Annotated in this window: 31 protein-coding genes and 3 tRNA genes; 2 read left to right on the forward strand and 32 right to left on the reverse strand. The window is 48.7% G+C overall.

Going from position 1 to position 19,628, the window contains the following annotated elements; genetic code table 11:
* Window positions 1–51: 51 nt before the first annotated feature.
* The 29 genes from QZQ46_RS06040 to QZQ46_RS06180 form a co-directional block, all read right to left on the reverse strand.
* Window positions 52–273, reverse strand: a complete 222-nt coding sequence (locus tag QZQ46_RS06040; RefSeq protein ID WP_074786657.1) for a hypothetical protein — start codon at window positions 271–273, stop codon at window positions 52–54.
* On the reverse strand, window positions 263–2,005 hold the full coding sequence (locus QZQ46_RS06045) for a minor capsid protein (RefSeq protein WP_296827921.1): 1,743 nt from the start codon (window positions 2,003–2,005) through the stop codon (window positions 263–265). Before QZQ46_RS06045 ends, QZQ46_RS06040 begins: the two co-directional genes overlap by 11 nt.
* Window positions 1,947–3,314, reverse strand: coding sequence for a phage portal protein (locus tag QZQ46_RS06050; RefSeq protein ID WP_296827923.1), 1,368 nt, complete (start codon window positions 3,312–3,314; stop codon window positions 1,947–1,949). The genes QZQ46_RS06045 and QZQ46_RS06050 overlap by 59 nt, the downstream gene beginning before the upstream one ends.
* Entirely contained in the window at window positions 3,311–4,597 is a 1,287-nt protein-coding gene (locus QZQ46_RS06055; protein ID WP_296827925.1) for a PBSX family phage terminase large subunit, read from the reverse strand. Before QZQ46_RS06055 ends, QZQ46_RS06050 begins: the two co-directional genes overlap by 4 nt.
* The gene (locus QZQ46_RS06060; protein ID WP_296827928.1) at window positions 4,554–5,063 is read right to left on the reverse strand and encodes a terminase small subunit; all 510 of its coding nucleotides are present in this window, start codon (window positions 5,061–5,063) and stop codon (window positions 4,554–4,556) included. Before QZQ46_RS06060 ends, QZQ46_RS06055 begins: the two co-directional genes overlap by 44 nt.
* Window positions 5,064–5,184: 121 nt before the next feature.
* Complete coding sequence (locus tag QZQ46_RS06065; RefSeq protein ID WP_296827930.1) at window positions 5,185–5,562, reverse strand: hypothetical protein; 378 nt, start codon at window positions 5,560–5,562, stop codon at window positions 5,185–5,187.
* Between the two features lies 1 nt (window position 5,563).
* Window positions 5,564–6,049, reverse strand: coding sequence for a hypothetical protein (locus tag QZQ46_RS06070; RefSeq protein ID WP_169014002.1), 486 nt, complete (start codon window positions 6,047–6,049; stop codon window positions 5,564–5,566).
* Between the two features lie 155 nt (window positions 6,050–6,204).
* Window positions 6,205–6,298: transfer RNA gene (locus QZQ46_RS06075), tRNA-Ser, on the reverse strand.
* 5 nt (window positions 6,299–6,303) lie between these two features.
* Window positions 6,304–6,379: transfer RNA gene (locus QZQ46_RS06080), tRNA-Trp, on the reverse strand.
* A 25-nt stretch (window positions 6,380–6,404) separates the two neighbouring features.
* Window positions 6,405–6,471: transfer RNA gene (locus tag QZQ46_RS06085), tRNA-OTHER, on the reverse strand.
* A gap of 235 nt (window positions 6,472–6,706) precedes the next feature.
* On the reverse strand, window positions 6,707–7,255 hold the full coding sequence (locus QZQ46_RS06090) for a hypothetical protein (RefSeq protein WP_296827933.1): 549 nt from the start codon (window positions 7,253–7,255) through the stop codon (window positions 6,707–6,709).
* A 486-nt stretch (window positions 7,256–7,741) separates the two neighbouring features.
* Window positions 7,742–8,155: a YopX family protein gene (locus QZQ46_RS06095; protein ID WP_296827936.1), complete on the reverse strand. Its 414-nt coding sequence runs from the start codon at window positions 8,153–8,155 to the stop codon at window positions 7,742–7,744.
* Between the two features lie 25 nt (window positions 8,156–8,180).
* Window positions 8,181–8,687 (reverse strand): hypothetical protein, encoded by a 507-nt coding sequence (locus tag QZQ46_RS06100; protein WP_296827939.1) that lies wholly within the window; start codon window positions 8,685–8,687, stop codon window positions 8,181–8,183.
* Window positions 8,688–8,895: 208 nt separating this feature from the next.
* Window positions 8,896–9,174 (reverse strand): HU family DNA-binding protein, encoded by a 279-nt coding sequence (locus QZQ46_RS06105; RefSeq protein WP_296827941.1) that lies wholly within the window; start codon window positions 9,172–9,174, stop codon window positions 8,896–8,898.
* Between the two features lie 28 nt (window positions 9,175–9,202).
* Window positions 9,203–9,634, reverse strand: coding sequence for a RusA family crossover junction endodeoxyribonuclease (locus QZQ46_RS06110; protein WP_296827945.1), 432 nt, complete (start codon window positions 9,632–9,634; stop codon window positions 9,203–9,205).
* Window positions 9,635–9,645: 11 nt separating this feature from the next.
* A complete protein-coding gene (locus QZQ46_RS06115) occupies window positions 9,646–10,554 on the reverse strand; it encodes a DNA cytosine methyltransferase (RefSeq protein ID WP_296827948.1) in 909 nt (302 codons plus the stop codon).
* 25 nt (window positions 10,555–10,579) lie between these two features.
* Window positions 10,580–10,969, reverse strand: a complete 390-nt coding sequence (locus tag QZQ46_RS06120; protein ID WP_296827951.1) for a single-stranded DNA-binding protein — start codon at window positions 10,967–10,969, stop codon at window positions 10,580–10,582.
* Between the two features lie 13 nt (window positions 10,970–10,982).
* Complete coding sequence (locus QZQ46_RS06125) at window positions 10,983–11,165, reverse strand: hypothetical protein (RefSeq protein WP_296828026.1); 183 nt, start codon at window positions 11,163–11,165, stop codon at window positions 10,983–10,985.
* 13 nt (window positions 11,166–11,178) lie between these two features.
* Window positions 11,179–11,430 (reverse strand): hypothetical protein, encoded by a 252-nt coding sequence (locus tag QZQ46_RS06130; RefSeq protein WP_296827953.1) that lies wholly within the window; start codon window positions 11,428–11,430, stop codon window positions 11,179–11,181.
* A complete protein-coding gene (locus tag QZQ46_RS06135; protein WP_072982066.1) occupies window positions 11,427–12,026 on the reverse strand; it encodes a hypothetical protein in 600 nt (199 codons plus the stop codon). Before QZQ46_RS06135 ends, QZQ46_RS06130 begins: the two co-directional genes overlap by 4 nt.
* Window position 12,027: 1 nt before the next feature.
* Window positions 12,028–12,261 (reverse strand): hypothetical protein, encoded by a 234-nt coding sequence (locus QZQ46_RS06140; protein ID WP_296827958.1) that lies wholly within the window; start codon window positions 12,259–12,261, stop codon window positions 12,028–12,030.
* 24 nt (window positions 12,262–12,285) lie between these two features.
* Entirely contained in the window at window positions 12,286–12,954 is a 669-nt protein-coding gene (locus tag QZQ46_RS06145; protein ID WP_296827961.1) for a hypothetical protein, read from the reverse strand.
* Window positions 12,955–12,974: 20 nt separating this feature from the next.
* Entirely contained in the window at window positions 12,975–13,442 is a 468-nt protein-coding gene (locus QZQ46_RS06150) for a hypothetical protein (protein ID WP_296827963.1), read from the reverse strand.
* Window positions 13,443–13,476: 34 nt separating this feature from the next.
* A complete protein-coding gene (locus tag QZQ46_RS06155; protein ID WP_296827965.1) occupies window positions 13,477–14,388 on the reverse strand; it encodes a phage replisome organizer N-terminal domain-containing protein in 912 nt (303 codons plus the stop codon).
* 50 nt (window positions 14,389–14,438) lie between these two features.
* Complete coding sequence (locus QZQ46_RS06160; RefSeq protein WP_296827967.1) at window positions 14,439–15,320, reverse strand: recombinase RecT; 882 nt, start codon at window positions 15,318–15,320, stop codon at window positions 14,439–14,441.
* Between the two features lie 19 nt (window positions 15,321–15,339).
* Window positions 15,340–16,275: a YqaJ viral recombinase family protein gene (locus tag QZQ46_RS06165; RefSeq protein ID WP_296827969.1), complete on the reverse strand. Its 936-nt coding sequence runs from the start codon at window positions 16,273–16,275 to the stop codon at window positions 15,340–15,342.
* Window positions 16,265–16,504, reverse strand: coding sequence for a hypothetical protein (locus tag QZQ46_RS06170; protein ID WP_296827971.1), 240 nt, complete (start codon window positions 16,502–16,504; stop codon window positions 16,265–16,267). The genes QZQ46_RS06165 and QZQ46_RS06170 overlap by 11 nt, the downstream gene beginning before the upstream one ends.
* 112 nt (window positions 16,505–16,616) lie before the next feature.
* The gene (locus QZQ46_RS06175; RefSeq protein ID WP_296827973.1) at window positions 16,617–16,952 is read right to left on the reverse strand and encodes a LysM domain-containing protein; all 336 of its coding nucleotides are present in this window, start codon (window positions 16,950–16,952) and stop codon (window positions 16,617–16,619) included.
* Window positions 16,915–17,136 carry a hypothetical protein gene (locus tag QZQ46_RS06180; protein ID WP_296827976.1) on the reverse strand — a complete coding sequence of 74 codons (222 nt, stop codon included), beginning with the start codon at window positions 17,134–17,136 and terminating at the stop codon, window positions 16,915–16,917. Before QZQ46_RS06180 ends, QZQ46_RS06175 begins: the two co-directional genes overlap by 38 nt.
* A 73-nt stretch (window positions 17,137–17,209) precedes the next feature.
* On the opposite strand from QZQ46_RS06180, the gene QZQ46_RS06185 reads away from it, so the two are divergent.
* On the forward strand, window positions 17,210–17,416 hold the full coding sequence (locus tag QZQ46_RS06185; protein WP_296827978.1) for a hypothetical protein: 207 nt from the start codon (window positions 17,210–17,212) through the stop codon (window positions 17,414–17,416).
* On the opposite strand, the gene QZQ46_RS06190 is transcribed toward QZQ46_RS06185, so the two are convergent.
* From QZQ46_RS06190 to QZQ46_RS06200, 3 genes are read right to left on the reverse strand one after another with little or no spacing between them, the layout of a single operon-like run.
* Window positions 17,371–17,739, reverse strand: coding sequence for a hypothetical protein (locus tag QZQ46_RS06190; protein WP_169013979.1), 369 nt, complete (start codon window positions 17,737–17,739; stop codon window positions 17,371–17,373). The genes QZQ46_RS06185 and QZQ46_RS06190 overlap by 46 nt on opposite strands.
* A gap of 13 nt (window positions 17,740–17,752) precedes the next feature.
* Window positions 17,753–18,568: a phage antirepressor gene (locus QZQ46_RS06195; RefSeq protein WP_296827981.1), complete on the reverse strand. Its 816-nt coding sequence runs from the start codon at window positions 18,566–18,568 to the stop codon at window positions 17,753–17,755.
* Entirely contained in the window at window positions 18,565–18,798 is a 234-nt protein-coding gene (locus QZQ46_RS06200; RefSeq protein ID WP_279018191.1) for a helix-turn-helix transcriptional regulator, read from the reverse strand. Before QZQ46_RS06200 ends, QZQ46_RS06195 begins: the two co-directional genes overlap by 4 nt.
* Window positions 18,799–18,985: 187 nt before the next feature.
* On the opposite strand from QZQ46_RS06200, the gene QZQ46_RS06205 reads away from it, so the two are divergent.
* Window positions 18,986–19,612, forward strand: coding sequence for a LexA family transcriptional regulator (locus QZQ46_RS06205; RefSeq protein ID WP_296827988.1), 627 nt, complete (start codon window positions 18,986–18,988; stop codon window positions 19,610–19,612).
* Window positions 19,613–19,628: the final 16 nt, after the last annotated feature.

Here is a 19,628-nt window from a genome sequence, read left to right on the forward strand (position 1 = left end):
AAAAAAGCACCTCGCCTTTTCTGAGCTCGATGCTTTAAGTGAAGATGTGAATTAAGCAGACTTCCCTTGTCGGTCTGTAAAAAACTTTTTCCAATGTGGGTTTTCATGGTCAAAAATTTCTTTTTCTTCTGTGGTAAGTTTTTGTGGATAATCCCGAAACAAATTATATTCTTTTTTTTTGTTAAAGCTGAATATCCATTCCCCAACAGCTTCGGTTTCTTTCCACCAAATCTTGTCATCACGTTCGTTTTTGTACCATACACTATTTGACATGGCCGCTTCCTCCCTTCATTTGTTGAGCTTCTTCCGTATTAATGTATCCTAAAACATCTTGAAACTCAAGGCTATCTCGCAACGATTCTATATCAATGAGTATAACATCCCCACCAACGGTTTTACGGCACCCAAATCGTTTTTTCAATGTATCATAGGTTGTTCCGTAAACATCAAAATCGTGCCATCCATTGGGGTATGAAGCAAAGTTCGATTGCAATTCAAGATATTGTAGCTTCTCGCCTGTATTTCGAATAACAGCAGCATGCTTCCCAGTTGCCATATAATATTTTTTCCCTTGAGGAATGGTTTCTAGCAACCTTATTGTCCCGTCTATTTCTTTCTTCACGCGTGTAACTGTCGCTTTGACGCCTTCTAAAGAACACATTTTCTTTATGTTACTATACATGGCAAATAGCTGTTGGCTGGCTCCGCCCCTAAAGTCTATAACATCAAGTCCGTTAATATTGCCTGCATATGCAAAAGCCAAGGACGAGCACGAACCAGCAGTCTCATCGCCGCCGCCTAGCCTTGCTATGATAGTATCATCATCTGGTTGTTGTTTCCATGGGCGGACTGCATTATAAGCAATATTCATCCCCTCTGCTTCGGCAATAATATACTTGTAATATTCAGAGCCTATTGTTGATTCCATTATACTATTTTTATGGGCAATATTCCACTCTCTAATTGTCATGCTCTTACGGACATATACGTTTTCCCACTCTTTATAAGTCATGTCAGCCGGCACATAATATGTCTTGCCCTTGTCATTTCTGGCAATGCGTGTCCCTGTTTTCTCCTTTTTCGGCCCGTATAGGCTTCCCGCAATGGTAGAGCGGCAGTTAGGATGAAGCGGCGGGGCTGTACTGCCCGGCTGATATTCGTCGATGGGATAAACATGTCCATCGTGGTCCCGGCAGGTTGCCGATGTCCGCCGGTCCAGCGTCGCCGAGAAGCGGTAATACTTCATTCCCGCTTCCTTGATGCTATCGAAGGCGGCCCGGTTCTCTGTAAAGTTCAGCTCCGTCCGGACCAGACGGCGGGCATTGCTCACACCGACGTCCATCCGGCGTGATACCAGCCGCGACAAGGTTTCTATATCCGTCCCCCGGTGTGTGGCCTGGGTAACGACGTCTTTGATGGTCTTGCCGAGCTGTGCATTATCCTTCCAAATGCGCTGGCTGTAGTTCTTACCGCTCCAAGGCGTCTTTAGGATAGATAACACTTGTTTATCATCCACGGCCGTTACAGCTGCCCTCAGGCCTATTTTCTGACCTATGTCGTATAGGCTGTGATAGTAGAAATCTTGGTAAACCGTCGGGAAATATTTGTCGATGGCGTCCTCGGCTTTTTTCGTCAAGTCGGCCAAGTGGACCAGGGTTTCCGTGTATAGCTTGTCCAGCCGGGTGATGCGGCTGCGCATGGCTAATACGTTCAGCTCCTGGAGGATGGCCTTGTCGCCGGTATCCTTATACTGCTTGAGGTAGTCCTCGATGTCCATACGCCAGACGCGATATTCGCTCCCCTGCAAGAGCTGCGACGCCTCGACATAAGTCAAGCCATTGTCATCAGCAAAGCGGGCATACAGGGCGTCTATATCCTTCTGAATATGGGCCAGCGCCTGGCGATAATAGGCGGCCAGTTCGGCTTCCAGCTCCTGGCGGCTTTTCCTATTCCACTGTTCCTCCAGCTCCGTCATCCGGCGGGCCCAGTACTCCTCGTTCGTCATTCGTTACATCACTCCCATAGGCATCCTGCCGGTCCGCCTCTTCGCGCTTGAGCTCATCCATTTCGGCGGCCGGGTCTGCGATGAAGGGCAACAGGGACAGCAGCCGTTTCTGCGACACAAGTCCATACAGCTCTTTAACAATATCGGCCTGTTCCTTGATGTCGGCCGGGATGTTGGCCGTGAAGGTAATCTCAATGTCCCGAAAGTCAATATCGGCCGCGCTTTTAGTCCGTAGCATATCGGCAATCAGTTCAATGCGCCGCTGCAGCCCTTTCCGGAAGGCGACTTCTTTCCGGCTGCGAATCTGTTCCATGCCAATCAGTTTGTACTTGATAGCCACGCCCGACGCATTGCCGGAAAAAGCTTCATCGCTCATGTCCGGCACGCTCGAAAACTTGTGGATGTCCTTTTCTAGGCGGCTCTTCATATTCTCGATATACGTGTCATTCAGGTTCTTGATGAGCCATTTGGCGTCGCCCGTATTGTCCAGCAGCAGTACTTTATTGCGCCGCATCTCCTGGACGTCTTCCCCTGTAGTCCCGCCCATCCCGGCCAGGCACAGGTACGCGTCCGTGAAGTCTTCCATGTCGTCCATGGTACAGCTCTGGGCCAGATTGTATGCGTCAATCTGTGTGATGACGCCTTCGAAGTCGCCTTGATGGAGCTGGTTGTTCGCATATTCGACAATGGGCACATCGCTGAAGAAATGCGGCTGCGGCGCGCTGATCAGGCGGAGCGTCCCCGAATCATACGAGTAATTCGTCACCGTGCTGTCATCGTAGACGTCGACGTACTCCTGATAGGTCGCACCGTCCAAGTCGTATACCCGGTAGTGCCGGATGCCCAGCATGACATTCTCTTCCAGCGATGCGTCGCAGACCAAGATGACTTCTTCGGACGGGATACGGCGGAATCGGATGTTTGCGTCGGCATCCATATACAGCAGTTCGTAGCCGTCGCCGGTAATGCTGGCTTCTTCGGCCAGTTCCATGTTGTGTGCGGGCTCATCGTTGTATTTAAAGACGTCCTGGAGTGCCTGAACTTCGTCCCCATTTCCGGCAAAGGAGGCATAGGCGACCGGTTTGCCGATGAAGAAGCCCGTATCCATATCTGAGATATATTTGCAGAAATTGGCCACGACCTTGTTATTCGGTGCACCATGATTCCGCGCCTCTTTATTCAGGATGTCGTGCTGTCCCGCATAGTAGCCCTTTAGCTTGAGACAGTGATTATAATACCTGTCATGCCGCAAGCAAATCCGGGCCAGGTCCTGCACGGACAGCGCGGTCTTTGTCGTCTGAATCCTCATAATCCAAAATCTCCTCTCCGCAATGCTGGAACGGCTGAGCGGCGCATGACATCATCCATGGCATACCGCGTAGCATCCAGCGCGTGGTTGTCTTTATCCGGATAGGCACTGATGAACTGCCCCTGCCGGTTCCGCTCGTACTCATACGTCACGAACTCCCGGTACGTGTTCGGGCAACGTCTTTTATCGATGTAGATATGGGCCCGGTCCTGGAGCCACTTGATGCCGTGTTCGACACTGTCGCGGCTCTTCTTGGCTCCGCCTACATGAAGGCCCATGTTCCGCATCTCCTGTATCGACTTCGGTTCGGCTGAATCAGCGATGATACGGCCGGATCCGGCCTTCTGCTGTATCAGTTCGGCGGCCCGGCTATTGGTCAGCTTCTGCTGATAGATTTCATCGAAGATGTATAGATCTTCTTTTTTTGCATCGTAGTGCATCGATACGAAGGCCAGCGGGTCAATAGAAAAGCCGAAGTCCAGGCCGTAGTACAACCTGTCAAAATTTCCAACAAGTTCATCGCTCATGGCCATGTCTTCGACATTCTCAAAGACAGCGCCGCCGGTGCCTGTGACTTCGCCGAGATACTCATGACGATAGGCCCGTTCGTTCTTAGCCTTGAGCTTTTCCGCTTCGGCCAGGAACTGAGGCCCCAGCCAGTCTTCCGGCACGGTCAAATAGGTCGAGTGGTGAACCAGCCGGTCTGGATCATCCACAAGAATTTCCTCATTGACCCAGTTGTTCCGGCTCTTCGGCGGGTTATACGTTCCGAATACTTGATAGGACGGGCCGCCGCGCAGGAGAGACTGCAACACGTTGCGAATCTCTTCCATGCCGCTGAACTGGTCCAATTCTTCGAACCACACGATGCCAACATAGCCAAAGGGCAGTTTGATGGATTTGACTTTTGCCGGGTCATCCAGCCCAAAGAAAAGGATTTTCTGCCCCGTCTTCTTGTACGTGATTTCCGGCGGCGACAATTTGACGCGGAACTTGTCCAGGACGCCCAATTGCTCCAGCCCCCAGACAATCTGAGGCAATACGCTATTCTTGATAGTGTTGCCGACCTTCCGGATGACAACGGCATGGACATTCGGGTCTTCCATCACCGATACGGGGATGCGGATGCCGCCCACAAACGATGACTTAGCACTGCCACGGCCACCGGCCAGCATATAAAAGGTATGCTGATGGTTTTCTACATCAAAAAAAACCTCATCGAACGATGGGGCGATTAAGTCAGCTATGTTGATTTTCGTCTTCCGGTTTTCGTGAAAATTCAAAAGTAATCATCTCCTCACCCGTATGAGTGCTCAGATCTGCAACTTCAGCTTTGAGCTTTTCATTACGAAGCTCCTGTTCTTCTTGCATCAGCTTTGTCGGATATCGTTTAAGTAACAATTCCGCAGCCTTCAGCCGTTCACGTGCACCAATCTGTTTTTGCATGATGCGGGCTTTGGAACCTCCGTCTCCGGTCCCTTCTACGACGATACATTCTTCCTGTATCTCACCGCGCATAGCCGCCGTTAGGTGTTGCATGACCTCTTCAGGAGTAGCTGTCTTTGCCGATTCCATTGCATCCAACCGTGCCTGAATGGCCTGGCGAATGTTAGGTTTTGTTAGGTTTTCCGCGCCAACAAACCGCGCAGTTTTTTCGCTGTATCCGGCTTTCCTTGCTGCTTCTGTAGCATTGCCGGTTTCAATATATGCGTCAATAAATCTGCGCTGTTTTAACGTCAATTTCGCCATGTCACATACTCACCACCATCCTCTTTTAAGACATGAAAAAAGCACCCACATCGTGAGTGCTCGAAATCAGGGTATTAGTCCAACTTTTGTGGTTGAGCTAAATCCGAAATTAATTATTAAATTATGCAAACACAAGCCTTTGAGAGACGTCATTATATGTTTCTCTATACATCGTAACATCTTCTTGTTCGTTATTATTTTCATCGCCTATACATAAGCGCTGTTTTTTTTGGCGTACGGCTAATCGAGCAGAGAATATTGCCAATACCTGGGGAAATATCAATACCATCTGCCAAGCAATGTAAAATCTTGATAAGAGATTCTTTTCTTTACAAAATACCATAAATAAAACAGGTATAATCAAAAAATGAAGAAAAGGCAACACTAAAGCAATTTTTACTCTACCATCCAACACTCTGCTTTGATTCAATCTAAAAATAATAGACATGACTATCCCAACATATACTGAAATTACCGTTACGATTGTCAGCATAATCATATTACTCACGCCTTTCTACGGCAATGTCATCTTTTGCAAACCAACTACTTCCCCATTCAAAAGCATATGCAATAGGCAATATAATTGCAATCGCATATATAAAAGATTCACTTCCCCAAATTGGAATCTGATTAGTTGATTTCACTAAAGAAATAACACATCCACCATCAGTACTAACCAAGGCTGCAACTCCAATTAGACCAGCAATAGCTATCAAACCTATGACTGCAACAATAATTATAACTATTGTGCTATATACCTGCCTTACAGTACTATATGCTTTTATACTGACTGCATACAACAACTGAGAAATGGCAAAAACTGCTAACGTATTAAAAAATGCCTTACCATTCTCCGTATTCGTCCACAAGATTAATAATGACAGCCAAGTAGCTACAATTCGTAATATCAGAATTTTACTAGCTTCATACAATCCATATTTAGGAGCAAGAACTTTATCACATTCATTTTGAGTACTGTCATTCAATTTACTTTAGCCCCCCTATTTATTTTTATTATAAATTAAACCTTGCAAAAAGGCAAGATTTATAATATAGGGGAGATTTTTTTGTAAAAAAAGGGACCAGCTGCCATGTCCATCCATCTCAAACACGTGCAACTAAGTCCCTATCCGTATGTATTTGGCGGAAATGGATGGATTCGAACCATCGGGACGAGACCGCCTCGTCCGGCTCCTTAGCGGGGAGCTGCCTTTAGCCAACTCGGCCACATTTCCATGGCTGGCAGGAACGGAAGGGCTCGAACCTTCAACAAATGGTTTTGGAGACCACTACTCTACCAGTTGAGTTACGTCCCTACGATAGATACGCCCAAAAAGGAGAGGGCGGAGGCTGGACTCGAACCAGCAACATAGGAGGCCCCTTGGCTCTGCCATTGAGCTACTCCGCCGTATAGCAGCACATGGACAGTGCCGTGATGACTATCCATGTACCGCAAGGAGGCGCGTATCTGGTGACAGTGTGTGGGATGCGCAAGGGCAGCTAATGGACTGGTGCGTGACACGAGCCCCTCGCGTCATCCCCAACTCTCACGCTATTATCGTACCACGTCCGACCAACTTTTTCCGTATTCAAATATATTTTTTTCTGCGCGATTCTGTCAAAAAAACGACACGAAAAAAAAGTTATCCACAATTTCCATCACGGTCGTCTCTCTTCGCTTCGCTGCCGTCAATAAATACTAGGCTCATCTGCATCGGGATGGATTCTTCGCCAAACATGGCTCCAGTCAGCCGCCGCAGTGCCTTCTTGGCTTCCGTCCGGCAGTAGGTCACGCTGGCACCGGCATAACGGGCCGTGCTTTCCCAGGACGAGCCGTCGATATACCTGGCTCGGATGATCCGATAGTCAACGGGATTCGTCACTTTCATCGCATCCAGGGACCGGTCCAGCTTGCGGACCTTCGGCAGCACTTCCAGAAGGTCCTGATAGCTGTCTTCGAGACGCTTTTCCAAGTCCTCCTGTTTAAAATACGCCCGTTCCTGCGGGCTGGCCCCATCTCCGCCGCCACAACCGCCAGCAGGAGACAGGTTGGGGACCTTAGGGACGGCCGAGAGCTTCAGCATCTCTTTATAGTCTTCGATTTCCGCCTCAACGTTCGCCACATATTGCTTGAATTCATTATAACGGTTCAGATATTCCTTCACTAATACGGTGTAGTCGTTGTGATACATGATAACCTCCTTCGTAAACGTGAACAGCAGACAGGCTTTATTAGCCTGTCCGCTATGAATCAGTGTTAAAGCCTCCTATTTATTTACGCACAATAAGTTTATCGCAAGGGCCACCCAAAATGTTATGCAGGCCCCGTAGAGCGAATATTTAATAATATCCCGCACTTCTTATCGCCTCCTCCCGTGAACTTTCTTACATGTGTAATGTATCCGCTTCCGGATCTTGAATATCTGATCGACTTGGTAAGTCTCGATGTCAGATTCCAGCCGCTTGTCCGGCGCTTTCGCCTTTTTCTGGGTGTAGTGCTGGCGCTCCTCCTCTGTCATCTGCCGGCAATGTACCGGGCCAGGTTTATACCAGTTTTCCATCATCCCACCACCTTACCTGAAAATCATGATGAGCATCGTCACGAAAGCCGCCATGCATACGATGACGTAAATGATGAGCCCAATCCATACCTTTCGTTTCGTCATGCTATCACGCTCCTATTTCTCAGCTTTCTGTTCTAGCAGTTCCGGGTTTTCGTACGCATTGCCGATGACTTTAACCCGTCCGCCGTCATTAAGAATCATGTCCAGGTCAAAATCGACGAAAGGATATTGTTCTTTTTCTATGCATCGCGCGAGCAGTATCCCCGCTTCGTCGTCGATGACAAACCGCTTCGTTAGATCTTTATGTGTGGTTTCGACAATGTCGCCTTCGTAGATCTTCACACTATTACGACTGTCGTCATAATATGTTGTCCACGGCATGAGTACTACTTCATCGAATCTCGATGAAATGATTTCCTCTTTAGCTCTCCCTTTGACTCGGCGCTTCCGGAAGTCGATTTCCGATACGTGCATCATGACTTTCTTTTCAATGTGCCACGCTCGGTAATCAAGCCACTTGGTGTTCATTATTCTTCTCCTTTCCCTCATCTCATTATTCTCGTAACGTCTTCAGCAGCTCTATAGCTCTTTCCCGCCGTTTCATCATTCTGCCTACATTCGCTCGCGCCTGTGCTCTCGTTTTAAAACAATTTCCCATAGCCGCCTTCAATATGCCAGCATCCGATCCGATAAAATAAGTGCCACAAACGCTTCCGTCCCCATCCACGTAGTAGTATGCTTGACCAGCATATGGGATGAAGGGCTTCCTCATATCTTGAGCCGCTCTTTCGATAGCCAGTTTAATGCCGATTTCCGGATTAAAAGCATCGTCCGGATGGCACTTCGCCACGCCAACATATGTCGTGTCATTGTCGACAAACGTTACTTTGATTTTCCCGCTGGGATACCATTTTATCGAGTTGTTCATGCTTATCGGGAGGCCGGCTTTTTCAGCTTCACGCATAAAGATTTTGTTGATGTATTCCTGAAAATCCGTGCTGTCTTTCAATGTAATGTCAAACTTCTTTACGGCCATCTTGGCCGTTTCATCACTAATCATGTTATCCTCCTTGATTCCGCTTCAAAACCCGCGTCCGTGGCGAGCGTCGAAGTCTGGGCTTATGTCCATAGCATGGGATGCCTTTCGGTTTACATTCCCGGTCATCGGCACAGACCGGGGCCAGGTTCCCAGCCGGTGTCACCACATAGTGTATGTGGCGCCCGGCCAGGTTCCGATGGCAGTAGTAGCATCTGCCCATGACAGCCTCTTATTTCCCGTTGACTAAATCTTTGAGCTGTTTTCCCGCTTTGAAAGCCGGGGCCTTGGAAGCTTCAATCTGGATCGGTTCGTTGTTGCGCGGGTTGCGGCCTTCACGGGCTTTGCGCTGACGGACTTCAAACGTGCCGAAGCCGATGATCTGGATTTTATCGCCCTGGGCGAGGCCTTCGCTGATGACGTTGAAAACAGCTTTTACAGCTTTTTCAGCATCTTTTTTGGTAATTTCTGCTTCCGTTGCTACTTTGGCGATTAATTCTGTTTTGTTCATGTTACTAGGTCCTCCTTTGAATCGTTAATTATTTTGACTTCTTTCTAAGCTTTGGATGTAATTCGTTGAGTTTGTCGTCCGGCATAGGAATGACTTTGATTTCGGCGCGCGGCCATTCAGGGTCAACGCCTGCGATGCAGCTGTAGGCCACATCGGCAATATAGCCATCGTCCTCTACGATGCCGGCTTTCTCTAAAATGTCAGCCGTCGCTTGGACCAGCCCGAACAGATCAGGCCAGCCTTTGCGGTTCGGCATGTAGTATTCGACGTTCATCCGGGCCGCGCAAGCAATCGTGCGGAAACTCCTCGGCTTCTGTGTCATTAGCTGGCACAGGGCCATTTTTTCATAATCACGATACTGCTTTGACTGGATGAGTCCATAGCGGGTCTTAGTCATGCTGTTTTTCTTTGTCATCGGGCGGCCGTCGATCGTAAATCGGTAAATCATTTGTTCAATCACACCATTCCTTTCTATAGCATTTTCTTGAAAAGGCTTTCAAAAATCGGGACGGGAATACTATTGCCTGCTTGACGGTAAAGGGTCCTCCGGCTATTAACCTGAGCGGCTGCATCAAAGTCGATATCGCTGTAACCTTGAAGCCGCCAGCATTCACGCTCAGTCAAATACCTATAATTTCCGTTTCCTATTGGCAGGCATCCGCATCCCGGCGCTCTGTCCGGTCGTTCTGTAATCGTCCAACAGTAATCATGGATAATAGGAAGTCTCCTGACAGTTCCTGTCTTCCCGATTGCCCTAAGCATTGATGGAGCTTTAACCCGGTAATAATCATCAACAGGGCCTCTTTCCAGAAAAGCCCTGATATTGGCCATTGGCTTTCTTTTCAGATGGGTAAAATCAAATTCTTTGCCACCCAAAATAGACACCGTGAAAATCCGTTTCCTGGCTTGTGGAAGCCCGAAATCCCGGGCATCCAGCAGAGCATAGGAGCTTATATACCCCATTTGTTCCAATTCAGACATGTACCATTCATGGTTATGCACCATATAGCGGCTTCTTACGTTTTTCACGTTCTCCCATATGATGATTCTTGGCTTCCATAGTCCCATATTTCTAACGATGCTAATGGTTTCCCACATGAGTGACGATCGAGTGCCACTCCCTGGGTCTGCCCCTTTTTGACGACCTGCAATACTGAAATCCTGGCAAGGGCTTCCGTGAATCAAGATATCCGGCTTCAAGTTCCACCCCCTAACGTCTTGTGTTTTATACGGAAGCTCGTTTTTGAACATCGCATTGTAGCTGCGCACTGCTTTTTCGTCGATTTCCACGTAATCTATCGCTTTTACTGGAATTCCCATGTTTCGTAATGCCACTCTCGGACTACCGATACCGCCGAATAGCTCCAAAATTTTCAACAATTAAATCACCTTCATTTAGTGTCTCCTAGAACGGGATTTCTTCATCTTCCGCGGCGGCCCCCATGTCATCAAAGGATTCGCCCGGCGCGGCCGCTTTGACGGCTTTCGGCACTGTTCCTACATAATTCGCTGTGACTTCACTGTAATAGTGCTTGGTGCCGTCCTTTTCATACGAATTCGTCGTGAAGCGGCCCATCACTACTACCCGGTCGCCTTTCAAGAGGCTCTGCGCCAGATCCGATGCCGGCGGCCAGCAGGTCACCGGCACGAATGACGTCATTTCTTTCGCCTGGCCGTCCTTCCCTTTGTAGGTTTCGGAGCAGGCCACCGTCATCCGGACGATGGTCTTGCCGGTCCGGGTCACGCTGACTTTCGGGTCGCGGGCAAGATTGCCCATGAGTTGTACATTGTTCATTTTTTCATTCCTCCTACCAACTGATAAGGATTTCTTGCGAATTAATGGCTACTTTATAGCCCATGCCGTCGATTGACTGCGCAACGGCAGCATCGACAGCGTCATCGCCGCTTTTTTCAATCGCGGCATAGTTCTTCCCGTCATGGCAGGCTTTATCTATTACGGCCCGTATGCGGTTCATACTCATATCAATCAATCGGGTTCCCTCCTTATTTCAATTTGCTAATTTCTTCCAGGGCCTTCACGACGTCGTCAACTTCCAGGTTCTCCAGGACGTAGCTTGTAATCGGCGTATCAAACGTGATATCCCAGTAACTAGGGTAAAGGCGGTTTCGTTTGATTACCTCCAGTTTATACAGCCCTTGCGGGCCGCGGATGACTATGCCCCCGTAGCCATTCTCAAAGTGGAATTCAGAGGCTTTCGCAAATTCGTCCCACGGCGTAAATTTACCGAACTTCATGCTATCGCCTCATTTTTCTTTCTTGGTTTCCCGGTTATCTCGTTGAGTCCCCACTTAGGCCCCAGGTCAACCCGGCCATATTTCTTTTCATATTCTTTCAGCATGTCACAGCGCACGTTGAGCTCGTAGCGGATAGATGCCATAAACTGCCAGATAGTCACGCCATATGTCTTTGTGTCTAGCATGATTTCTGCGTAGTCATAGAGGCGCTTTTCCAGCCGATGCACCTCCGCCGCTTTGAATCCATAGTTGTTGCACAGAACATACAACATATTAATCACAGTGTCTGTCAGTACCTGATAGAGGGCATTGCGCAGCCGCTTGTTGTCAATCTTATCTGCGCCTATGACGGCCATTACTTTCTTTACGAAATTACGGTCCATACGGCCCCGGTTATACCCGTTGCGGGATACCTGCGATTCATATGACGCGCTATAGGGTAAATCGTTCCACAGATGGAAGATTTGCTCCACGCGGACTTTTCCGAACTGGAATTCGTCGTGCAGGGCCATGAAGAGCAGTGCTGCTACCGCTTCCGCCGAGGCATCCCCGGCAATCAGTGCGCGTTCTTTTTCCTTGCGTTTCTGTGTGAACATCCTAATCACCGTCCTCGAAAATGTAGTCTCTGATGTCGGCCATTTCCGGATCATCCAGGATGTCGGCCGTCGGGGCCGGTTCCGAGTCCGCCTTCACCGTTTTCTTGGGGCGTCCTTTTTTCGTATTTTCCGTTTTAACGGCCGTTCGGACTTCATGGCTATGATTTATCGTAAGGCTGTGTAAAAACGTCGTCAGCTCGACGTCACTGCCTTTTATGTCGATTTTGATTTCCATCTTTCTCTCTCCTTTTTGATTTTCCTACGCCAGCAGCCAACGCAGGCAGTCATGCAGCGTTTCCTTGGTTTCTTTTTCAAACTGCCCCTGCCGGTTGTCGGCAACGATGTATTTCGTCCCATCGAATGCTATGAACTGTGCCCTGGGGATATATTGCCCGTTGTCCCGTCGCCATTCTAGCGCTGGGATTTCCGCAGCCGTCACTAAAAGGACATTGTTCAAACGGTCCAGGTATTCCGCCATGGCCTGGCGTAGCCAGATAACGTTACAAGTTATTTTTTCACAAGTCATTTCTTCCACGCTCCTATTCATTCCAGCCATCAGCGGCTGCGTCCTCGGATTCTTCAAGCGGGCCGTGTGCCCGGCAATCTGGGCAGTACACGGTATACATGATCTGTATTTGTCCCCCCCCCTAGTGAACCGCATCCGCTGCACTAAGACATCCTGACAGCCGCAAAACGGGCAATCGTCCAGCCTCCTTGTCTTCGGAACGAGGTTCCCGCTGATGAGGCCGCCTAATACGGTATCCGGGTCGATGCAAGCATCGGACTTCGGAGTTGCCAAGAGCTGCCATCCGCTACGGTCCAGCTTGAAGACAGCGGCGGCCACATGGTTCCCTTCCTGGTCATAGACCTGGAACTGCTTATTGATTCCTACGCCGAGCTCTTGCGCGACGTTTTCTAAAATGCTCATAATTCTCTCCTTTTCTGCCGTTATTCCGGCATTTTCAGCCGGGCGTCCAAGTTATTTGTCAATTCTTTCACGCCGGCCAGGCCGGCATCGGCCAGGTACTTCTGATGGACTGGGACGCCGGAAGCGGCAAATTCTTTCACTTCTTCGACGTGGGCCGCTTCCGATTCATAAGCTTTGCGGAACTGGGCCCGCAGAATCGCAGTGTCATCCGTCGGCGTCTGGCAGATTTCTTTCCAGCCGAACCGGTCGACGACGCGCTGCGTCACCGGGTCGTCGAATTCCGGGACGCCGGTATAGCCGACGGCGGCAATGGCCTTCTGGACCTTGCCCCAGGCTGTGGCGCTGTCGATGGGCTTGGTTCCCATGGCCAGCGTAGCCACTTTTTCCGAGGCTCGCCGGATTTCGGCGATGGTGGGCAAAAAATCGCAATGGTTGATGCAGTATTTGACCCCGGCCGACAAGGCCGCCGGCGAGATGCCTTTGAGCATCTCTACATAAAACCTCAAACGTTCTTCTGGCATATCATTTCGATACGCCAGTTGCAAAGCCCCAATCGCTCTCAGGGTCGCTTCCTCTGCTGTCATCTTTCTTCTCTCCTTCTTGGGCTTGGTATTCCGCCATCAGGCGGTTCACGACGTCAATCGCTTCCTTCTTACTGTTGCGGGGCGTCGGCTGTGGCCGGGCTGTGTTTTCATCGTCATAGCCTCCAGCCTGCCAGCTTTTCAGGATGCCGTGGATGTATGCCAGACTCCTTTTATTACGGGTAACGGCTCTGTCGATGGCCTTTATAACAGCGTCGCTGCCAAAATCTTCAATCATGGCTTTGAGCTTTTCTAGATCCATCTCCCCGGGCATGGGGTAGATGTTTTTTCTGTAAGCAGTGATGACGTCTTTCAAGCCGTCGTCGGATGCTCCAGTTTCTTTCTTCCTACTTTCTACTTTCTTCTCTCTATTCTCTTTACTCTTATCTCTATACTCTATACTCTTATCTCTAATCTCTACGTTACTTTGTAACGCCTTATTCGTTACATCTCCGTTACTTTGTAACGCCTTTTTCTTCTTGCGATACTTGCGAACGCGGGCAGCTGATTCTGATTCGCTGCCAACCATATTCTTGACTTCTGGCATGACGGGTATCCCGCCCTGTGTTTCTTCGATAAGTCCTAAATGCTTAAAAAGGGATAATGCGACATTGACAGTATCAATGTCAAAGCCTGTCTTCTGGGAAATTTTTTTCGGCTCGTAAGGGATCGTCATATCTCCAATGGTTCTGATGAGCTCTCCCGATGTATTCGCCGTCAACAAGCACATTTTTAAGTACAGGACAATATAAGCGCTCCCGTTTTCCTGTTCCATTAGCCAGTCTATGGTTTCCTGCTGGAAGAAATTTTCTCGTAGCTTAATCCAATAGAAACGTTTATTTTCTGTGCTCATAGTTACCTCATATGCGGGGCAGCGGCTTTACCCGTTGCCCCATCATTCTTTTACATATCGAGTGATGCTTCAAGGATGGCATCGTCCTGCTTTTCCTGGGCTGCCTTGTCCGTTTTGACTTCTCCCGTGGTCAGGTCGACGTTGTCGGGTACTGGTTCGGCCTGAATGTCCGTGTAGTTTGTTTCGTCTCGGACATCGACCATATCTTTGCTGATTTCGGTCTTGATAGTTCCGTCGGCTGTGATACCACGGATGAACTCCGTCGTCAGCGGCGCGTATTTCAGCGCCTTCTTGATGACGGTTTTCTTTGCCATTTCGTCAAAATTTGACTTCCATGGCGAGAAGCCTTTTCCGTAGCTTTGGCTGTATTTCCGGGCATGGGCTTCGACATCTTCCTTGCTCATGATTTCAAAGCCGGAAATGCCGTCTTTATCCTTCCATAATCCATAGTACGCGATGACCGGGCCGCGGTCCTTGAATACCGGTTTATGGACCAGCTTCGGCTCTAAGCCGTATTCGACATCAAATTCGTCGTTTTCATGGACTTCATGAGCTTGGACATACAGCCCACTTCGATGGGCCAGGGAGATCATGCCCTTGTACCCTACCTGGAACTGGCATTCCAGGGTACCGTGGTTCATGAAGGGGATGAGATAGGCTTCCCCTAATGGGGTGTTCGGTTCCAGACCAAGTTGCGCGGCCTGCATCATAGCGCCCAGGAAAGACTTGGGCGTACAGGATGCCAGTTTCGGCGTGTTGCTCATAGCCGTAAGGACCATACGTGCGAATCGTTCGCCTGTGATGACGGAGGGAAGGGCCGCTTCAATCTGCCCTTTCATCGAAATAATAAGATCCTGCATGTTCTTCATCGGCGATGCTGCCGCCGGGGCCACTTTTTTGGCAGCGGCCAGGCCTCCTTTTGTAGTTGCCATTACAATATCTCCTTTCAATTCATACCAGGAACCGCCGCGTCGGCTTGCCCTGCTTCATGCAAGCTTCGTAGACGTCCGGAAATTCCTTCTTTAACTTCTTCGTGTCGACGGTGATGCGCCCTTTTTGGTTCTTCCAAGTGACTTTGCGGTCGCCGATGGTGGCAATCTCATCGTCCCCCATGAAGCATTTGATAATGTTCTCCTGGGTCGTGATGACGTCGTCGAGGCGTTTCCGTTCGGCCTTGGCATTGTCGATAAGGGCCAGGGCGTCGGCCGCTTCCTGGGGAAGCTCTACCGGCTCTGTCTGGCCGCCGGGATATTGGCTTTGAATGGCCTCTGTCGTCGAGCGGCTCCCGTCAATAGGCGGCGGAGTCATCGTTTGAACCATATTCCAGAATTCTTCTTCTTTTTGAGCTAGGTAATCAATGTCGTCGTCATTACGGGGGATGCACTTATAATCGTAATGCTGTCCCCCAATGAGTACGGCAATGTACCATATTGGCAGGCCGGTGACCATCATGTAATGCTGGCATTGCCAGTAGTACGCGTTCGGAAGCCCGTCATCTTCCCAAGCCTTGACATTAAAGGCATTGGTCGTCTTGCATTCCAACCCCGCTTTTTCGCCGATGACCAGGCGGTCGACGTTGGCAAAGAGCCAGGGAGTTTGCGTACTCTGCATCATGCCACAGCGGCGAACCCGTTTCCCGGTCCGCTTGGTGAATTCCCTGGCGACGATGTCCTCTAGGGTTGTCCCCCAATAGACCGGGTCCGTGCCGCTGATGTCTTCCGGAACCAGCTGGCCCGTCTTTTCAAGCCATAAGGCATACGGACTTTTCCAAGGGTTGTCGCCGACGATCGTGCCGGCATCGCTGCCCCCGATTCCTTGATTTCTCATATCAAGCCAGGCGGCGCGGTTTTCGCCTTCCTGAACCGTCATAATTAACTTAGCCTTCATTTTTGTCACCATCCTCTACCATATCTGTCATAAGGCGGAATAAATCATCAAGCGCCATGTTTGAACCTTTTGATACTTTTCTCCACGCTTCAAAAAGCATATGGTCAATGATTGTCGCATTGCCGTTCAAAGCAGTATAAAGCTGGTTGCTGTCCTTTGGGTGCGCTAGGACTACGATGTCAGCGTCTAGGCCATTAGTGAATTGTTCAATTTTTTTGTTGGATGTCATCTGTTTTCATTTTCAAGCCTCCATAAATGTGCTATAATATAAGTGTTATCTTTTTTTCAAACCTTCCTGGGTTTGGGGCCTCGCGGCTTTGCCGTGGGGCCCTTTTTTTGTCTTAAAAGCGAATGACCAGTCGCTGACCAGGCTTTAATGTCGGGTTCGGCCCCAAGTCGTTGTTGACTTGGAGCTGGTAGATGACCTCCCGGATATCCTGGCCGGTCTTGTCAGCTACTGGCCCGGCGATTTCCCACAGCGTTTCATCTTTGTTGACGACGTGGATGATGGCCGTATCAGCGGCAACCGTTTCGGCCTGGGACCAGGGAGTCGCACTGCCGAGGTACAGCCCGATACCGAAGGCGGCCATGATGGCCAGCCCCGCTCGGATCATCCGGAAGCGCGGTTTACGCGTTGGCTCATTCGGCCCCTGCTCGTAAATCTTCATTGTCTTCATGGTTTCTTCCACCTCCTTCCACGAAGTTGATTAATTGATTTTTGGTGCATCGCACTGTGCGGCCATACCGGAATCCGATTTCATGAATGATTCCGTAAGCCTGGTTCATGCCAATCCGCAAGAATTCGGCGATGTCTTTTGCCGTTAAAATCGGGGGTAACCCCTTATAAATATCTTCATTCATATTTAGTCCCTCCTTTATTTCTTTCCCCCTCCGTTGAACCATGCTATGATGAGTACGGAAGGAGGTGATTACGATGACCGAGGAAGAATTAAAGAAAATTTTTGTTGAAGCACAAGCAGAGATAATGGCTTCGTATGATGAATCAAAAGTTAAAGCGATATTATTGAATGCATCCGGAAAAACTTCGCTTGAATCCACTATCCTCGGAGCGTTTCAATTAAGTGCTAAGCTAAATCAAGAATTGCTCTTCAAGGTGCTCTCTAAGGCTTTATGCAAATGATTAGCTAATTGTTCAATGGATTCGCAAGAAAGGTCATCAAGTGCCAGCTTGGTGGCCTTTTCTTCGACATCATCCTGCCAAGTTCCCGGAATAACACGAGATAAAGGCAACTTGATAACACGAATAGTTGCGATTTCTTTTGTTTTTTCTTCGACAAGATGTTCAATAGGGCCAGCATACGATTCCGCTATACTTTCATAAAGGAACAACATGCTATCAGAGATACTACGTGATAAGCTCCCTTCCAGGTCCATTACGTAGTATTTTTGTTTGTTTAAATCAATACTTAATACGTAAACCGTCCCGCTTTTTTCTTTTTTCATGCTACGCGCCTCCTTAGTGCCCCGCTTCCTGGTCTTCCCGTTCAATCATGGGAAGAACTCCATGCTTCTTGAGGAGCTGATACAGGAAGAGGCGTCCTTTCTGTGTCCATTCGGTCTGCATCTTACAGTCCGGACGGCCGTCGCTGTGCTTGAAGTCGAAGGTCTTGCTATGGGTATAGCCTTTAGCCTGGTACTTGGCGTACAGGAACCATTGCGACCCCATCCGGTAGATGACCCGGAGTTCATGGAGTTTCTGATTCAGTGCCTTGGTGCTCATGCCATAGTCCTTGGCGATTGCTGTCGTCGGCACCGTCCCTTTACTGGAAAGGATACGGTCGGTATAATCGGCTTTCGGTTTCAGCTCACCGATAACCTGTTTTGCACTGGCGGCTTCCAGCTCAGCGTTCTTTCGGGCTTCCCGTTCGGCTTTCAGCTCCGTGGCCAGTTTGATAATCGTATCCGGATTCAGCAGGGCTTCCTCGACCTTTTCCGGCGTCATGTATGCACCGTGTTTACGGATTGCCGGTAGGACTTCGCTCGTGACCCAGTGCTTAAACTTTTTGGCTGTCGGAAGCTTAGAGCTCATTACTAAGCTGTATAAGCCAGATTCGTTGATGAGCGTGGCCTTGCTTTTGTAGTTGGAACCACTCCCCTGAATCAGGGTACTGGTTTTATCTTCGGGATCTATGTGATTCGCTACAGCATTTTCCGGTTTTGCATAGCCTAGTGCCATTGCCACATCTTTAGCGACAAACCATGGATCACCGTCTATCGTTACTGTTCTTACCTGTCCAAATTCTGGACTTTTGAAAATCTGTAGTTCGTTCATTGCTGTGTTCTCCTTTCTTTGCGTTTTGCAAAGTTTAGCGATAAAAAAATAGTTGTAGGGCTAACTTTCGCCCTTTTGGCGATTTTCATGCCATTTTCAAAGGACATGCGTCGTTTCCCATTGATTAACAAGCTTACCTGCGATTCTGAAAGGTTTAAGAGCTTGGAAAGACTTCTTTGCGTAATTCCTTTCTCTTCCAGAATTTCCTGCAAAGTCTGCTCTTTTTTCATCATCTCACCTCCTAACTTTGCGTTTCGCAATGTCTGATTGTAGTATAGTCTATACTTTGCATATTGTCAAGTATTTTTACACAATTATTTGACAATATGCAAAGTTTTGTTTTTTTATCGTTGTGCTTTGCTATTTGTAAAGTTATAATTTAAATAAATATTACACATTGTAAAGGAGGATACTTGTATGAGTTTTGGCGCAAAACTAAAAAAATGTAGAAAAGATAGGTCCTTAAGTCAAAAGGAATTCGGGCAAAAAATAGGGGTTGCCGAATCAACGGTATCCCTATATGAATCAAATAAGCGATTCCCTGATGCCGATACTTTAAAAAAGATATCTGCCCTCTTCGAGGTGTCCCTAGACTATCTGCTCGGAAACGAACCAGCCAAAGCCGCCCAGCCAAAAACCACAGGCCGGGGAGTCCGCATCCCAGTTCTTGGCCGCGTCGTGGCAGGCATCCCCATAGAGGCCGTGGAGGAAATCCTGGACTATGAAGAAATCACCCCGGAGCTTGCCGCAACGGGTGAATTCTTTGCGCTGCAGGTCAGGGGTGATTCGATGTTACCCAAATTGGAGGAAGGTGATGTTGTTATTGTAAAAAAGCAGGAAGATGTAGAAACGGGAGATATTGCAATTGTCCTGGTCAACGGAGACGAAGCCACTATTAAGCAGGTTAAAAAAGTTAACGGCGGCATCATGCTTTACGGCTTCAACCCAGATGTATATGAGCCCTATTTCTATTCCAATCAGCAAATACAAGAGCTGCCAGTTCGAATTTTAGGCAAAGTCATCGAAAGCCGCCGGTCATGGTAGATTACCGAGAGGAGGA

It is taken from the genome of uncultured Megasphaera sp. (genome assembly GCF_900539295.1).
In the GTDB taxonomy this organism is placed as follows: Bacteria; Bacillota; Negativicutes; order Veillonellales; family Megasphaeraceae; genus Megasphaera.

Excerpts from the sequence above, each read along its gene's own strand:
- QZQ46_RS06040 (WP_074786657.1), bottom strand. The coding sequence starts at position 273 with ATGTCAAATAGTGTATGGTACAAAAACGAACGTGATGACAAGATTTGG.
- QZQ46_RS06045 (WP_296827921.1), bottom strand. The coding sequence starts at position 2,005 with ATGACGAACGAGGAGTACTGGGCCCGCCGGATGACGGAGCTGGAGGAA.
- QZQ46_RS06050 (WP_296827923.1), bottom strand. The coding sequence starts at position 3,314 with ATGAGGATTCAGACGACAAAGACCGCGCTGTCCGTGCAGGACCTGGCC.
- QZQ46_RS06060 (WP_296827928.1), bottom strand. The coding sequence starts at position 5,063 with ATGGCGAAATTGACGTTAAAACAGCGCAGATTTATTGACGCATATATT.
- QZQ46_RS06065 (WP_296827930.1), bottom strand. The coding sequence starts at position 5,562 with ATGATTATGCTGACAATCGTAACGGTAATTTCAGTATATGTTGGGATA.
- QZQ46_RS06090 (WP_296827933.1), bottom strand. The coding sequence starts at position 7,255 with ATGTATCACAACGACTACACCGTATTAGTGAAGGAATATCTGAACCGT.
- QZQ46_RS06095 (WP_296827936.1), bottom strand. The coding sequence starts at position 8,155 with ATGAACACCAAGTGGCTTGATTACCGAGCGTGGCACATTGAAAAGAAA.
- QZQ46_RS06100 (WP_296827939.1), bottom strand. The coding sequence starts at position 8,687 with ATGATTAGTGATGAAACGGCCAAGATGGCCGTAAAGAAGTTTGACATT.
- QZQ46_RS06105 (WP_296827941.1), bottom strand. The coding sequence starts at position 9,174 with ATGAACAAAACAGAATTAATCGCCAAAGTAGCAACGGAAGCAGAAATT.
- QZQ46_RS06120 (WP_296827951.1), bottom strand. The coding sequence starts at position 10,969 with ATGAACAATGTACAACTCATGGGCAATCTTGCCCGCGACCCGAAAGTC.
- QZQ46_RS06130 (WP_296827953.1), bottom strand. The coding sequence starts at position 11,430 with ATGAAGTTCGGTAAATTTACGCCGTGGGACGAATTTGCGAAAGCCTCT.
- QZQ46_RS06135 (WP_072982066.1), bottom strand. The coding sequence starts at position 12,026 with ATGTTCACACAGAAACGCAAGGAAAAAGAACGCGCACTGATTGCCGGG.
- QZQ46_RS06140 (WP_296827958.1), bottom strand. The coding sequence starts at position 12,261 with ATGGAAATCAAAATCGACATAAAAGGCAGTGACGTCGAGCTGACGACG.
- QZQ46_RS06145 (WP_296827961.1), bottom strand. The coding sequence starts at position 12,954 with ATGAGCATTTTAGAAAACGTCGCGCAAGAGCTCGGCGTAGGAATCAAT.
- QZQ46_RS06150 (WP_296827963.1), bottom strand. The coding sequence starts at position 13,442 with ATGCTCAAAGGCATCTCGCCGGCGGCCTTGTCGGCCGGGGTCAAATAC.
- QZQ46_RS06155 (WP_296827965.1), bottom strand. The coding sequence starts at position 14,388 with ATGAGCACAGAAAATAAACGTTTCTATTGGATTAAGCTACGAGAAAAT.
- QZQ46_RS06160 (WP_296827967.1), bottom strand. The coding sequence starts at position 15,320 with ATGGCAACTACAAAAGGAGGCCTGGCCGCTGCCAAAAAAGTGGCCCCG.
- QZQ46_RS06165 (WP_296827969.1), bottom strand. The coding sequence starts at position 16,275 with ATGAAGGCTAAGTTAATTATGACGGTTCAGGAAGGCGAAAACCGCGCC.
- QZQ46_RS06170 (WP_296827971.1), bottom strand. The coding sequence starts at position 16,504 with ATGACATCCAACAAAAAAATTGAACAATTCACTAATGGCCTAGACGCT.
- QZQ46_RS06175 (WP_296827973.1), bottom strand. The coding sequence starts at position 16,952 with ATGAAGACAATGAAGATTTACGAGCAGGGGCCGAATGAGCCAACGCGT.
- QZQ46_RS06180 (WP_296827976.1), bottom strand. The coding sequence starts at position 17,136 with ATGAATGAAGATATTTATAAGGGGTTACCCCCGATTTTAACGGCAAAA.
- QZQ46_RS06185 (WP_296827978.1), top strand. The coding sequence starts at position 17,210 with ATGACCGAGGAAGAATTAAAGAAAATTTTTGTTGAAGCACAAGCAGAG.
- QZQ46_RS06190 (WP_169013979.1), bottom strand. The coding sequence starts at position 17,739 with ATGAAAAAAGAAAAAAGCGGGACGGTTTACGTATTAAGTATTGATTTA.
- QZQ46_RS06195 (WP_296827981.1), bottom strand. The coding sequence starts at position 18,568 with ATGAACGAACTACAGATTTTCAAAAGTCCAGAATTTGGACAGGTAAGA.
- QZQ46_RS06200 (WP_279018191.1), bottom strand. The coding sequence starts at position 18,798 with ATGAAAAAAGAGCAGACTTTGCAGGAAATTCTGGAAGAGAAAGGAATT.
- QZQ46_RS06205 (WP_296827988.1), top strand. The coding sequence starts at position 18,986 with ATGAGTTTTGGCGCAAAACTAAAAAAATGTAGAAAAGATAGGTCCTTA.